General features: G+C 63.3%; 9 protein-coding genes. 8 read left to right on the top strand and 1 reads right to left on the bottom strand.

The genetic code is table 11. The features are described from left to right. The first annotated feature begins 15 nt into the window (after positions 1-15). The 7 genes from cydB (at position 16) to RQ593_RS04610 (ending at position 11,090) form a co-directional block, all read left to right on the top strand. Positions 16-1,086, top strand: coding sequence for a cytochrome d ubiquinol oxidase subunit II (gene cydB / locus RQ593_RS04640; RefSeq protein WP_311449931.1), 1,071 nt, complete (start codon positions 16-18; stop codon positions 1,084-1,086). Positions 1,087-1,305: 219 nt separating this feature from the next. Beyond that, a complete protein-coding gene (locus RQ593_RS04635; protein ID WP_311449930.1) occupies positions 1,306-2,238 on the top strand; it encodes a multidrug transporter in 933 nt (310 codons plus the stop codon). A 266-nt stretch (positions 2,239-2,504) separates the two neighbouring features. Beyond that, positions 2,505-2,990, top strand: a complete 486-nt coding sequence (locus RQ593_RS04630; RefSeq protein WP_311449929.1) for a hypothetical protein — start codon at positions 2,505-2,507, stop codon at positions 2,988-2,990. A gap of 13 nt (positions 2,991-3,003) precedes the next feature. Further along, the gene (locus tag RQ593_RS04625) at positions 3,004-3,498 is read left to right on the top strand and encodes a hypothetical protein (RefSeq protein WP_311449928.1); all 495 of its coding nucleotides are present in this window, start codon (positions 3,004-3,006) and stop codon (positions 3,496-3,498) included. A 95-nt stretch (positions 3,499-3,593) separates the two neighbouring features. Further along, positions 3,594-4,721 (top strand): efflux RND transporter periplasmic adaptor subunit, encoded by a 1,128-nt coding sequence (locus RQ593_RS04620; RefSeq protein WP_296704570.1) that lies wholly within the window; start codon positions 3,594-3,596, stop codon positions 4,719-4,721. Further along, entirely contained in the window at positions 4,718-6,949 is a 2,232-nt protein-coding gene (locus RQ593_RS04615) for an ATP-binding cassette domain-containing protein (protein WP_311449927.1), read from the top strand. The genes RQ593_RS04620 and RQ593_RS04615 overlap by 4 nt, the downstream gene beginning before the upstream one ends. Positions 6,950-7,127: 178 nt before the next feature. After that, positions 7,128-11,090, top strand: a complete 3,963-nt coding sequence (locus tag RQ593_RS04610; protein ID WP_311449926.1) for an ATP-binding cassette domain-containing protein — start codon at positions 7,128-7,130, stop codon at positions 11,088-11,090. Positions 11,091-11,283: 193 nt separating this feature from the next. Here the strand turns inward: RQ593_RS04610 and RQ593_RS04605 are convergent, their stop codons facing one another. Beyond that, positions 11,284-13,809 (bottom strand): DNA topoisomerase IV subunit A, encoded by a 2,526-nt coding sequence (locus tag RQ593_RS04605; RefSeq protein ID WP_311449925.1) that lies wholly within the window; start codon positions 13,807-13,809, stop codon positions 11,284-11,286. 286 nt (positions 13,810-14,095) lie between these two features. On the opposite strand from RQ593_RS04605, the gene RQ593_RS04600 reads away from it, so the two are divergent. Then, positions 14,096-14,689, top strand: coding sequence for a DUF5998 family protein (locus RQ593_RS04600; protein WP_005506389.1), 594 nt, complete (start codon positions 14,096-14,098; stop codon positions 14,687-14,689). Positions 14,690-14,697: the final 8 nt, after the last annotated feature.

Below are 14,697 nucleotides of genomic sequence, written 5' to 3'. Positions count from 1 at the left end.
AAGGATTGATTCACCATGAACTTTGATTTCAATATCTTTGCCGGTCAGCCTGGCCTGCCCACCCTCTGGTTTGTCGCCATTGGCGTCTTCCTCATCATGTACATGATTCTCGACGGCTTCGACCTGGGCGTCGGCATGCTGATGGGTTCCAAGTTCACCAAGAACGAGAAGGAACGCCGTCTGCTGCTGAACATCATCGGCCCCGTCTGGGACGGTAACGAGGTGTGGCTTGTGTCCGGCGGTGCTGCTATCTTCGCAGCATTCCCCATCTGGTACGCAGCCCTCTTCTCGGCTCTGTACATTCCCCTGACTCTCGCGCTGGTCTTCCTGATTCTGCGCGTGGTCGCCATTGAATACCGCGGTAAGAAGAACGACGAGAAGTGGATCCGTAACTGGAACATCGCTCTGTCTGTTTCTTCCTTCTTCATCGCGTTGCTCGTCGGCGCTCTGCTCGGTCTGACCTCCATGGGTCTGCCCATCAACGAGAACGGCGACCGCGTCGGCGGCGCCTTCGCATGGGTCTCCCTGCCGGTTCTGCTCGGCGGTCTGGGCTTCGTTGGCTTCGCCCTGGTTCAGGGTCTTGCCTTCATCGCCCTGAAGACCGACGGTGATATCCGCGACCGTGCCCGCAACACCCTGGTACGCTGGGCTCCCGTCCTGCTGCTGCCGATCGTTGCATGGGTTCTGACTCTGGACTTCACCACCGGTAACGGCATCTCCTGGCTGTGCACCATCCTGGCTGTGGTTGCTGTTCTGATTGCTTGGATCTCCGCAAAGGGTGGCCGTGAGGGTCGCGCTTTCGCTGGTCTGTCCGTGTTCCTCGCATTCGGCGCTCTGGCAATCTTCACCGCAATGTACCCGAACGTTCTGCCCTCCACCCTGGACCCGGCATACTCGCTCACCATTGCGAACGCATCCAGCTCCGAGTACACCCTGGGCGTTATGACCTTCGTGACCTGCCTTGGTCTGCCGGTCGTGTTCGTCTACCAGGCATGGACCTACTGGGTCTTCCGTAAGCGTCTGCACGTGGATCACATCCCCGAGGCTCACGACGCTACCGAACTGGCTGAACTGCCGACCAAGTAGCATGTAGCTGATTGAAGGATCCCCCGAATTTCTCTTCTGAGAAGTTCGGGGGATTTTTCTATGTCCCCAGAGGATATTCCCGCAGAGGATGCAGCTTGCGGCAGGCGAGTGGGCGCGCAAAAATTTTTTGGTGCACACCCCCCCCCGAAATTCGGGCGTGACAGGGAGTAAAAGGTGTAATGTGGTGTACAACTCACTCTCACGATAAGGAGTTTGACGATGAAGTCCCCCAACCGCCGCACCGGAGCTACTTCTCGCACTGGCATGAGCCGCCGCCTGCTCACCACGGGTGCCCTGCTGGCCATCGGCGTGCTCCCGCTGAGCGCATGCTCGCTCTTCAACCCGCCGCTGGAACGTGACGAAAGCGTCCACGCCGTCTTTGACGCGGAACAGGACATCGTGAAGATGCCCCTGGACGATTACACCTACTACGAGCGCACTCACTACGAATACACGGCCTTTCAGATTGCTATGAAGCAGTGCTTTGCCGAACACGGGCAGAACTACACCATCCAGGCTCCCTACTCTGAGGGTGCGCCCCGCGGCGAGATGGGGCGAAAGTACGGTCCCTGGAATGTCGAGTACGCCCAGAAGTACGGTTTTCAGAAGCGAGACCCCAACAACGCAGCCGCCCCCATCTCCTATCACTCGGGGGAGAGCATGAGCCCCGAGGACAAGCTTCGCACCGAATGCTACCCCAAGGCCCGCGAGACCCTGGAGGCCGCGGTGCCCGAAGGTAAGAGGCCCGAGAAGGAAGATCAGGCCACGTACATTCGTATCTCTACTGAGGCGGGTAACGCCGTTTACGGTAGCACGCTACACCGCGAGCTCGAAGAGAAGTGGAAGCAGTGCGTCTCAGACCGCGGCCTCACCCCTCGCTCGGCAGGCTCCGTCGCCGAGGAAACCCCGCTGGCTGAGCAGCTGAGCAAGAACGACGGATTCAACAAGCCCGCCTCCGAAGAAGAGATTCGCATCGCCACCATCCAGGCCGAATGTAACCAGCAGGTCGGCATGAGCAAGCAGCTCTACGACCTGGAAGCTCAGTACCAGATGCCGCTCATCCGCAAGTACCAGTCGCAGCTTGAACAGGAGCGCCAAGCCGACCGCGACCGCGACGAGAAGTTCAAGCAGTACGTTCAGGAGCACCAGTAACCCGAGCGTCCACGACCGGTTGTGACGTCGGATTTTAAAACCGAATTTTGATGCCGGGGAAAGACTGGTAATGGTGCGGGCCACCCGAGACACAGGCTTGGCGGGTAGCCCGCACCCGCGAGGATATTCCCGCAGAGGATGCAGCTCGCGGCAGGCGGGTGGGCGCGCAAAATTTTTGGTGCACACCCCCCCCCGAAATTCGGGCGCGGCAGGGAGTAGAACGTGTAATGTGGTGTACAACTCACTCTTATGAAAGGTGTTCAACGATGAAGTCCCTCAACCGTAGCTCCACCGCATCCGCCCCTCGCACCGGAACTAGCCCTCGCACCGGAACTAGCCCTCGCACCGGAACTAGCCCTCGTGCCAGCATGAGCCGCCGCCTGCTCGCCACGGGCGCCCTGCTCTGCATCGGCGTGCTCCCGCTGAGCGCCTGCTCGCTCTTCGAGCCGCCGCTGGAACGTGACGAAAGCGTCCACGCCATCTTTGACGCGGAGCAGGACATCGTGAAGATGCCCCTGGACGATTACCTCTACTACGAGCGCACCAACTACGAGTACACGGCCTTTCAGATTGCCATGAAGCAGTGCTTCGCCGAACACGGGCAGAACTACACCATCCAGGCTCCCTATTCTGAAAGCGCACCCCGCGGTGATTTGGGACGAAAGTACGGTCCCTGGAACGTCGAGTACGCCCAGAAGTACGGTTCTTCAGAAGCGAGACCCCAACAACGCAGCCGCCTCCATCTCCTATAACTCGGGGGAGAGCATGAGCCCCGAGGACAAGCTTCGCATCGAATGCTACCCCAAGGCCCGCGAGACCCTGGACGCCGCGGTACCCGAAGGCAAGCGGAAAGATAATGACACCACGCAGCCTACCTACATTCGCCTGGAAAACGAGGCCGGCAAGGCGGTCTACGGTAGCGACCTGCACAAGGAGCTCGAAGAGAAGTGGAAGCAGTGCGTCTCAAACCGGGGGCTCACCCCCAATAGGGCAGGGTCGGTAGCCGAGGAAACTCCGATGTTTGATCAGATGATGAAGAACGGAGGACCGAACGCGCCCGCCTCCGAAGAAGAGATTCGCATCGCCACCATCCAGGCAGAATGCAACCAACAGGTTGGCATGAGCCAGCAGCTTTACGACCTGGAGGCACAGTACCAGATGCCGCTCATCCGCAAGTACCAGACGCAGCTTGAACAGGAACGCAATGCAGAACGTGAGCGTGACGAGAAGTTCAAGCAGTACGTTCTGGAGCACCAGTAATCCGAGGTACTGAAAGACAGCGCAACGCAGGATAGCGTAGCAAAAGACAGCGCAGAGAAATAGACAGCGCTGACACAGTTTAGAAAGACACCGCCATGACCACTCACACGAAAAACCAAAACAGCGGGCACCGCTTCAGCGAACGCATCGCCCGACCCCGCGTGCTCCTGCTGCTGGCTATTCTCGCCATCGGCTCGCTCATGCTGTCCTTCTACCTGGGCACCCGCTACGCCGCCACGGGCCCCGACCCGACCGTGCAGGCGAAAACCGTGATTCCGGTCTGGGCGAAGGTTGAAGAACGAACCGTCAGCGAGGGCCTCGCCATTGCCGGAACCACCAAGGCTGGGGAGACCGCCCCGATTAGCGCGCGCACCAACGGTGAGCCGGTGCTCGTCTACCAGAACCAGAAGCCCGGTAACGTGCTCAAGGCCGGTGACTTCATCGGCATTATCGGTGCCGACCCCGTCTTTGTGCTGGACGGGCCGCTACCGCTGTACCGCGACCTGCACCTGGGCGATAACGGCGACGACGTGCTCGCCTTCCAGAAGGCGCTGAACTCCGCCGGGTACGCCACCGCATTGAGCGGCACCGTCACCGAAGACACCCTCGACGCCGTCACGCGCCTGCACCGTGCGCACCTGACCGGCGTGCCCAGCGAGGGGGTCACCAGCATTGTCCGCAGCAACTACGCGATTCTGCCCGGCGGTAGCCACACCGTCACCGCAGTTGCGGCGGTCGGTCAGCTCATCAGCGACGGCAACCCCATCGCGAGTGTAGAAACCAGCGAACCCTACGTGGAATCCAGCGTTGAGCTCTCCGTTGCCAATAAGCTCAAGGTCGGCGACCGCGTTAGCCTGCGCACTTCCACCGGCAGCGTGGAAGGCACCATCACCAGCATCGGTGAGCTGCAGAACGACCCCTCCAAGGGCGCGGCGAAGAGCGTGCGATTCAGCGCCGACGACCCGAGCAAGCTCACTCCGGGGCAGAGCGCATCCATCACCAGCAAGGGCAACACCTCAACCACCCTCGCCGTGCCCACCACCGCGGTACGCCAGGACTCCCAGGGCACCTACGTGCTCGTTGAAAAGGGCGGAAGCTCCACCTCGACCAGCAAGGATGCGCCCGCCACCGAACGAGTCAACGTTGAGGTCCTCCGCACCGCCGGCGGATACGCCGCCATCAACGCGAACCTCAGCACGGGACAGAAGGTGCTTGTCTCATGAGCCGCCATCATGGAATCCCCGAGCGAGCCCCCGACGGCATGACAGCCCCGCAGGTCAGGGGAGAAGCTGCCGGGCTCGACACTGTGCCTAACATCGCGCCTAACACCGATCCCAACACCGCGCCCGCCATCGAAATGCGCGGCATTACCCGCATCTTTGAGGGGAGCGACCGACCCGTCCTCGATCGTCTCGACCTGGTGGTCGAACGCGGCGAATTCCTCGCCATCATCGGTCCCTCCGGATCCGGTAAATCCACCCTGCTCAACGCCATTGGCCTGCTCGACACTCCCACCAGCGGAACGTACAGCCTCTTCGGCAAAAACACGGAAGGACTCAGCGACAGAGAACGCGACGAAATGCGCCGAGACCACCTCGGCTTCATCTTCCAATCCTCAAACATGCTGCTGGACGAAACCAGCACGACCAACGCCTCCATGGGCCTGCGCGTGCAGGGCGTACCCTACAGTGAGCGCCTGCAACGCACCGAAGAAACCCTAGAATTTCTGGGGTTGAGCGACCGCGCCAGCATCCGCACCCGGTACCTGTCCGGCGGCGAAAAGCAGCGTTGCGCCATTGCCCGCGCCCTCGCCACGCGCCCGCCGCTGATTCTTGCCGACGAGCCCACCGGCAACCTGGACAGCCACAATAGCGCCAAGGTCATTGAGATTCTGCAGCGCATTAACGCGACCGGCTGTACCGTGCTGGTGATTACCCACGACCCGGAGGTTGCCGCCGCTGCCCGCCGCGTGATTCGCATTGAGGATGGGCGGCTACACGAGCAGAGCCGTGCCGATTCGGATACGGTGCCTGCCGCTGAGGTTGTGTCGGCTGCAACGGATACCCCGGTTGATGCTCCCGCCAGCCTCGCACCGGGGGAGAAGCCCGCTACGCACCGCCGCGGAAGCTTCCTCACCGACGACAGCATCGAGGCAATCTCTGCGCTCACCTCACGACCGCTACGCACCCTGCTGCTGGGCCTGTCCTTCGCACTGGGCGTGGGCGGACTCATCAGCGCCTCCGGCATGAGCGAATCCGCCAGCTACCAGGTGAACCAGCGACTGCTCGGCTCCGAACAATCCACGCTCTACATCAGCGACCGGGACAATGACCAGAACATGCTCGGAACCTACCGGCAGGGCGAATCCGCGCAGAATGTAGCCGACCGTATTAGCGCGCTGGACTACGTGAAGAACACCGGATTCGTCAGCAGTGTGGCACCCGCCGACGTGCGAATCACCCGGTTCAGCCCCTACGAGGATGAACCCAAAACGGCGATTAGCCTCAACTCCACCTCGAAGACCAGGCTCGAGCAAATCGGTGCCCGCATGAACCCCGAAACTCTGCGTGCGCTCGAACAGATGAACGCGACCCTCACCCAGGAGAACGTTGCCGACCGTGAGCGCTCCGAGCAGCTCTCGGGCGCTATCGTGTCGGTTTCTGCTGCCCGCGCCCTCGGCATTATTCCCGAAGATAAGGCGGCAGATAACGCCACAACCGAGCCCAGACCCGGCGAGCTACCCACCGTAGAGTACGGCATTAAACTCGGTGGGCTGCCGCAGGTGGCACCCGGCGTGAGCATCTGGGTGGACGGTCAGCTGATGCCGGTCATCGGCCTCTTCGACCCCGGCAATAGCGGCTACGAATTCAGGAACTCGGTCATTGTCTCGCCGGGCACACTTCAGCGCACCGGACGCGGCCAGGTGACCTACATTGCCGAAACCGAACGAGGCTACGGCAAGGCGGTCGCCAAGGCCATTCCGCTGGCCCTCAAACCCGCTGAACCCAGCCAAATCAACGTGGAAACCCCCTCCGACCTGCAGAGCCTACGCGCGTCCATCGCCTCGGATCTGGGTCTGTACGTGGGTGTGCTCTCCGGAATTTTGCTGGTGCTTGCCTCCCTCTCGGCGGCAACCGCCATGTACCTGTCCGTGCAATCGCGCACCGCAGAAATTGCGTTGCGCCGCGCTATCGGATCGAGTAAATGGCTGATTGCCCGCATCTTCCTCATGGAGGGGGTCATGCTCGGCGTGCTCGGCGGCTCCATCGGCGCCTGCTCCGGCATGATTGCGACCATCATTCTTTCGCTCGTGCAAGGCTGGCAGGCGGTTCTCTCACCCGGATTCGTGGTGCTCGGCGTGGGCGTTGGCGCCCTTACCGGTCTGGTGTCTTCGGCGTACCCGGCGTGGGTGGCGTCCCGCAAGAGCCCCGCCGACGCGATGCGCGGCTAGAACTAGCGCTGGGTGAGGACCAGCCAATTAGCTGAAACCTGACTGGTCAAATAGGTATTAGATAGCCCAAGCCTTAAACTAATGGGAGGTAAAAACAGCAGAAGACTAAGGACAACACGTGAGTCGAACGCACACACCGCGTCATGCTGACAAACATCAGAACACTGAGGTACCAGAGGTGACCGAAGGAAAGCGCAACGACCGCGCTGACCGTCGCCCGCCCCTGGGCCCTGACGCCCGTAAAACCCTCAGCACGTTCGGCGTCATCACCGCCGTGCACACCCTCGCAACGGTGCTTTTCAGTGCCGCCCTGGCTGTAATTATTGCCCGGGCGGCACACGCCGGTTTCGCCGCTGTCGCCGCTGAGCACGCGCGCCTCAAAGAGACCAGCGCGCCGGACGTGTACCGCGCCTACATTGAGTTCTCGGGCTCCGCGCAGGCGCAGCTGGAGGCGCACGGCGGCTGGCTGCTCGGCCTCGGTGGCATCTTCGGTGACGCAGACACCATCACCCCCGGCCTGATTGCGGTCGCCGTCATTGCCCTGCTCGTCCGCTCGGGCGCCGACTACCTGCTGGCTGTGAGCGCGCAGCGTGCCGCCTCCGGAGCGAAGTCTCAGATTCGTTCTTCGCTGCTCAAGCGTGTGCTCGCCACCGGTGGCGCAGACACCCCCGAGGGTACCGGCGCAACCGCTGTGCTGCTTTCTCGCGGCCTGAACGCCCTGGACGACTACTACACCAAGACGCTGACCGCGTTCGTCTCCACCGCGGTTGTGCCGTTCATGCTCTGGGTCGTTGTGGCGTCCCTGGACTGGATGAGCGCTATGGTGCTGGCGTGCACCCTGCCGCTCATTCCCGTGTTCATGATCCTGATTGGTAAGAACACCCGCGACGAAACCGCAGAAGCTCAGGCTGAACTGCACCGCCTCTCCGACCATATTCTGGAGCTGGTGCGCGGCCTGCCCGTCATTATCGGTCTGGGCCGTGAGCGTGCACAGACCCGCGCCATGAACGCGCTCGGCCAGCGTTACCGCGAACGCACCATGCAGACCCTGCGTAGCGCCTTCATGTCTTCGCTGGCGCTGGAGCTCATCACCACTATTTCGGTGGCGCTGATTGCTGTGCTGATTGGTGTGCGCCTGGTCAACGGCACCCTGGGCCTGGACACCGCAATTCTTGTGCTGCTGCTGGCTCCCGAATGCTACCAGCCGCTGCGTGATGTGGGTGCCGCCTACCACCAGTCGGAGGACGGCGTTGCCGCCCTGCGTAGCGCCCAGAAGATTATTGATGCGCCCCTGCCCGCCGCTGCTGCGGACTCGACTGTGCAGGATTCGACTGCGCAGGATAAGGCTCAGCCTTCCACCATCGCTGTTGAGGACCTGTCGGTGAGCTACCCGGCGCGTCCTGCCGTGCTGACTAACCTGTCCCTGAATCTGGACCGTCGCGTTACTACTGCCCAGGGTGAGCGCGGTGCGGTGATCGGCGTGATGGGTGAGTCCGGCTGTGGTAAGTCCACCCTGCTGAACGTGTTCTCCGGTGCCGTGCGTGAGGGTCTGGTGCCCACCGGCTCGGAGGAGCCCGTGCACGTGACCGGTAGCGTGCGTGGTCTGGGAACGACCCTGGTTATTCCGCAGTCGCCGGTCTTCACCGCACCCACCGTGCAGACCGAAATGGCTCTCTATGCGCTCAGCGCCACCGAGGTGGAGCGTGAGCGTGCAGCCGCTCTGCTCGGTGAAGCGATGGACTCCAAGAAGCTGTCTGTCACCGATGCGGAGTCCGCGCTGCTGGTTGGCCCGCTGGCTCAGCTGGGCATGGAGAAGCTCACCGCCCTTGAGCCCGGTGCCCTCAGCGCAGGTCAGGCGCGCCGCCTCGCCGTGGCACGCACCCTGGCTCGTGCTGAGGCTATCTACCGTGCCGGCGGTGAGCAGACCGTGCTGACCGTCCTGGTGGATGAGCCGACCGCGCACCTGGACGCCTACTCGGCATACCTGGTGACCCGCGCCCTGCACCGCCTGGCGGAACTTGGCGCAACCGTGCTGATTGTGACCCACGAGCAGGAGCTTTCCGCTGGCTGCGACACCCTCGTTCGTGCCGTGCAGACCGCTCGGGGCTACACTTGGACCGCCGAGGCGAACACCGCCCGCGTTGCGGTTCCCGCGCAAGCCCCCGCGCACCTGCTCAAGGATCGGGAAGAGTACGAGGCTGAAAGCACCGCCCCGGCGGGCGCCTCCGCAACTGCCGAGGCCGAGGAAGCCGAGCCTGCCGGCCTGTTCGCTAGCCTGCGCACCCTGAAGGAACTGACCGGTATCGGTGTTCGCGCCGCAACCGGCCCGGTGATTATGGCTGCGATTACGTCCCTGATGGCTGCGGCACTGACCGCGCTGTCCGGCTGGCTGATTGTTCGCGCCGCCGAGGGCCCGGCAATGATGTACCTGATGGTCGCCATTGTGGGCGTGCGTTTCTTCGGTCTGGGTCGTGCCTGCGCCCGCTACGCTGAGCGTCTGATGACCCACTCGAAGGTTCTTGCCGCCGCAAATATTCTGCGTCTGCGCGCCTGGGTTGGCGCATGGCAGAGCGTGAGCAGCGTGCGTGCCCTGCTGCGTGGTGACGCGCTGCTCGAACGCCTCGTGGGCGGTATTGATGAGCTGCGTGACGGCGTGCCGCGCGTTATTATTCCGCCGGCTGCGCACCTGCTGGTCATGACCGCGGCGCTGATTACGACCGCGTGCATCCTGCCGCAGGCTCTGATTCCGGTTCTGCTTGCCGTGCTGGTTAGCACTTTTGTGGCTCCGTGGATTGTGCTTCGCGCTGATGCCCGTGCGGAGTCGCTGGCTCGCCGCTCCACCGCGCAGATGCTGCGCCTGGGCACCGGTATGCTTTCGGCGGCTGAGGATCTGCGCGCTAACGGCGTGGCAACCACCGCTGAGAAGGCTAACGGCGCTCTGGACGCCGAGAACCTGTCCGCCCTGCAGAAGGGCTCGACCGCTCAGGGCGTGGGTCGTACCCTTGTGACTCTGAGCTGGTTCGGTGCGGCTCTGGCGAGCGCAGTCATTGCGTACCCGCTGGCTGTTGACGGCACCGTGCGTGCCCCCGAAGCGGCGATTGTGGTACTGCTGTGCACCGGCATGCTGGAAAGCTCCCTGGGCCATGTTGAGGCGGTCCGCTCCTGGCCCGCGTTCAGCCGCCTGCTCGCGACGATTGCCCCGAGCGTGCGTGACGTATCCCTGGAGGGTGTTGTTGCGACCTCGACCCTGAAGCGTTCCGTGCCGACCGAGGCTGAGGTGGACACCCACGTTCTGCCGCGTCGTGTTGAGCGTCTGCGTGCCCGCGCGGAGGCCGAGATGGAGGAGCTGCTGGAGGCTGACCGTCAGCGTGCTCACCGCTTTGACCGCCCCGAATCTGCGGCTGGTTCTAAGAGCGATACCCCGCGCCCGCCGAAGCCCGGCGAGCCCAAGCTGGTTAGCTGCGGTACCCCGCAGGAACTCGGCGTGAAGGTCACCGAACCCGCCCTGAGCCTGCAGGACGCAGCCGCCCGCTGGCCCGGCATGGATCACCCGGTCTTCACCGACCTGAACATGAACGCCCGCGCGGGCTCCTGGACTGCGGTGACCGGCCCCTCCGGTTCCGGTAAGTCCACGGTGCTTGCAACCGTTCTGGGCTTCTTGCCGCTGGAGTCCGGCCATGTGCTGGCTTCCGGTGAGGTCCTGGAAGGTGAGCGGCTGCGCGGTTACGCGGCGTGGTGCCCGCAGGCGGCTCACATTTTCGAGTCGACCCTTGAGGGTAACCTGATGCTGGCTCGTGACCGTTCGGATCGCCCGAGCGAGGAAGAGCTGATTGAGGTTCTGCGCCGTGTGGGTCTGGGCGAGTGGTTTGACGCTCTGCCTCAGGGTCTGCGCACCCCGGTGGGTGCTGGCGGTTCTTTCCTGTCGGGTGGTCAGCGTCAGCGTCTGGCCGTGGCTCGTGCCCTGCTGGTGAACTCGCCGGTGCTGCTGCTGGATGAGCCGACCGCGCACCTGGACGCTGAGTCTGCCCGCGCACTGATGGCTGACTTGGATGCGGCGACTCGCTCCAGCTCCGTGGCTACGGTTCTGGTGTCGCACCGTCCTGAGGATATTGCCCGCTGCGACGAGGTGGTTCGCCTCTAAACGCAGCTGAGCGTAGCCACCGCGGGCGAGATTGAACGCAAGAAACTGCGAGGAATGCCCCGGTACTTCGTGAAAGTACCGGGGCATTTCTTTGTGCAAAATTTTCTGGGCACATTGCTCTGCGCGTTATATCTGCGCGGATTCCCCCAGGCTTTGTAAACAATCTAAGGTCGAAAGGCCGTGAACGGCGCGCTTAGAAGAGCTTTTCACCCTCCGGGCTAACCGCCAGCGCAGCAGAAACAGCCGCATAGTTCGGGCCCACAATGCCGATGCTCTGAGTGAGCATCACACCGGAACCGTCGCGGGCACCGTGCTCGGTCGGCAGGGAACGAGCCACACCGACGGAGGACGCCGCCTTCGCCGGGCCCACGCCCACCCACGCCAGAGCCAGCTGGCTCTCACCGGTGAGGAATCGGTGCGCACGCACACCGCCGGTCGCGCGGCCCTTCTGCGGGTACTCGCTCAGCGCGGTGACCTTGGCGCTCGCCAGGCCGTCCTTGCCGTTGGTGACGGTCACGACCTCCGCCGCGTCGCCGGGGGCGGTCACGCCCAGGGCAATCACGCGATCGCCGTCGGCAAGCTTGATGCCTGCGATACCGCCGCCGGTGCGTCCCTGCGGGCGGACCTTCGCCGCGTCGAAGGTCAGTAGCTTCGCGTCGCGAGTGACGAAGGTAAGTACCGCATCGTCGGTGGGGCAGGGGGCAGCGGCTACGATTTCGTCGCCGTCCTTGAGCTTCATGATGTCCCACTCGGTCTGGTTCAGCGGGTAATCCGGGTTCAGGCGCTTAATCACGCCGCCCGCGGTTGCCAGCGCCAGCACCGTGTTCAGCGGTACGAGGGCGACCAGCTTCTCACCCTTGGCGAGCTGAACCAGCTCGGCTGCCTTCACCGCAGACGCCATGGAGGGGGTGCCGCCGTTCTCGTCCAGCACCGCAATGTCCATGACGGACAGGCGCACCATGCGTCCTGCGGAGGTGATGGCACCAATCTCACCGCGTGCGGTGGTCGGCACAATCGAGGTGAACACGTCGTGCTTGAAACGCTTGCCGGGGTCCACGAGCGCCTCGCGGATGGGTTTGCCGGGGGTTCGTCCCATCATGCCGGAGGCCGAAAGCAGCACCCAGCAGGGATCGTCTGCGATTTCGAGGGCGAGACCCAGGCTCTTCTTCGCCTTGGACTGTGCGGTGACCGCCTCAATGGCGACCTGCATATCGTCCTTGGTTTTGAGCTGGGTGCGGCGGTCGGTGCCGTAGCGTTCGGCGACCTCGGCGAGCTCGTCGGAGACCAGTTCGCGTAGCGCCGCATCGGAGCCGAGGATACGCTGCAGCTCCGCGATTTCCTGTTGCAGGGTGTCGCGTTCTGCTTCCAGTTCCAGGCGGGAGTACTTGGTGAGCTGGCGCAGGCGCAGCTCCAGAATGTGGTTCGCCTGGGTGTCGGTCAGGTCGAAGACGACCTTCAGCTTTTCGCGTGCCTGAGCGGTCTCGTCAGATTCGCGAATAATCTGGATGACCTCGTCAATGTCGAGGATGGCCAAGAGCAGACCCTCGACCAGGTGCAGGCGGTCGGTGCGCTTGCCCAGGCGGAATTCGGTGCGGCGGCGGACCACGTTCAGGCGGTGGTCAATGTACACGCGCATCAGGTCGAGCAGGCCGAGGGTCTGCGGCTGACCGTCCACGAGCGCCACGTTGTTAATGCCGAAGGAGTCCTCGAGCGGGGTGTGCTTGTAGAGAGCGGCGAGCACCGCCTCCGGGTTGAAGCCGTTCTTAATCTCGATGACCAGGCGCAGGCCGTTGGTGCGGTCGGTCAGGTCGACCACGTCGGAGATGCCGGTGAGCTTCTTGGAGTTGACGCCGTCCTTGATTTTTTCGATGACCTTTTCGGGGCCGACCATGTACGGCAGTTCGGTAACGACAATGCCCTGCTTGCGGGGGCTGACCTGCTCGATGGAGACCTTCGCGCGGGTCTTGAAGGTGCCGCGGCCGGTTTCGTAGGCGTCACGGATGCCTCCCAGACCCACGATGGTGCCGCCGGTGGGCAGGTCGGGACCGGGGATGAACTTCATGATGTCTTTGAGGGTCGCCTCGGGGTGGGCGATGAGATGGCGGGTACCGGCGATGACCTCGCGCAGGTTGTGCGGCGCCATATTGGTCGCCATGCCGACCGCGATGCCGGTGGTGCCGTTGACGAGCAGGTTCGGGAAAGCGGCGGGTAGCACGGAGGGCTGCATGAACTGGTTGTCGTAGTTCGGTACGAAGTCGACGACGTCTTCTTCGAGGTCCGCGGTGAGTGCCTGCGCGGCGGGTGCCATGCGTGCTTCGGTGTATCGGGCGGCTGCCGGGCCGTCGTCGAGGGAGCCGAAGTTACCGTGACCGTCAACGAGGGGCAGACGCAGCGCGAAGGGCTGGGCGAGGCGCACCATCGCGTCGTAGATGGCGGCGTCGCCGTGCGGGTGGAGCTTACCCATGACCTCGCCGGTCACGCGGGCGCTCTTGACGTGGCCCTTGTCGGGGCGCAGACCCATCTGCTGCATCATGTAGAGGATGCGGCGCTGTACGGGCTTGAGGCCGTCGCGGGCGTCGGGGAGGGCGCGCGAATAAATCACCGAGTAGGAGTATTCCAGGAAGCTGGATTCCATCTCGGCGGATACGTCGATGTCGACGATATTCTCTACCACATCCACCGGGTAGTCGCTGACGGCGGATTTGGATCGGCGAGCCATATATCTCCTCGTGTCGGTGTGTTTTCGCTCCTCCTATTTTAGCGGGTGGGAGCGGGTCAGACGGGCTGGCTGGTCAGCGTCATCTGTGGGGTACGCCAAGGCGGTCGCGGGGCTGTAACCGAAGCGTACCGGGGGAGCGCACGCCGTCATATGCGCATGTATTAGCGTGGTCAAGTAGCATAGCCCGGCTGGAACCCTCTAAGGTAGAGGGGAGTAACACCTAACCGCCTTCATCGTGTGCGCCGACCGACGTCGCCTCATGAGGGCACCGCACGAAAGAGGTACGATGTACGCCACCACCCCCGAACGCGAGCAATTGGTCGCAGACATTAAGCATGCCGGTTTCTACCCCGACCTCGTGCTGGAAGTGGTGGATGACGCGCTAGCGGGCATGAACCCGGACGCGCACTTCGTACAGCATGAAACCCACTTCTCCCGCGATGATTTTCACCGCCACATCACCGTGATGGTGCTCTGCGGTGAGCACGTCATCTTTGCGCACCTGGACGACCAGCACCTTGAAGGTGACGCGCAGGGCACCGTGGCGCATGTGAGCGTGGAGGCGGTGCACCTGAGCGCCCTGAACGCGGTCACCATCAGCTACGGTTTCAGCCAGCCGCAGGCGTACAACGCCGGTAGCACCGCCCCGACTGAGATTTCCTTCCAGATTGCCTGGACCGGTTCGCTGCACATGGAGCTGGCTCCTGCCGGCTGCCAGGATCCGCAGTGCAACGCCGACCACGGCTTCACCGGCGATGCGCGCCGCGAGGACATTGCGGTGCGTGTTTCTGCGACCGCTGACGGCCCGGAGTCGGTTCAGCGTGCGCAGCATTTTGCGCGTGCTCTGCACCGTGCCCGCATGTACGCAACCCGCCGATAAACAGCACC

The organism is uncultured Rothia sp. (assembly GCF_963507905.1).
GTDB lineage: Bacteria > Actinomycetota > Actinomycetes > Actinomycetales > Micrococcaceae > Rothia.
Note: the sequence above shows the minus strand (reverse complement) of the source record. Positions and strands in the feature narration are given on the sequence as shown.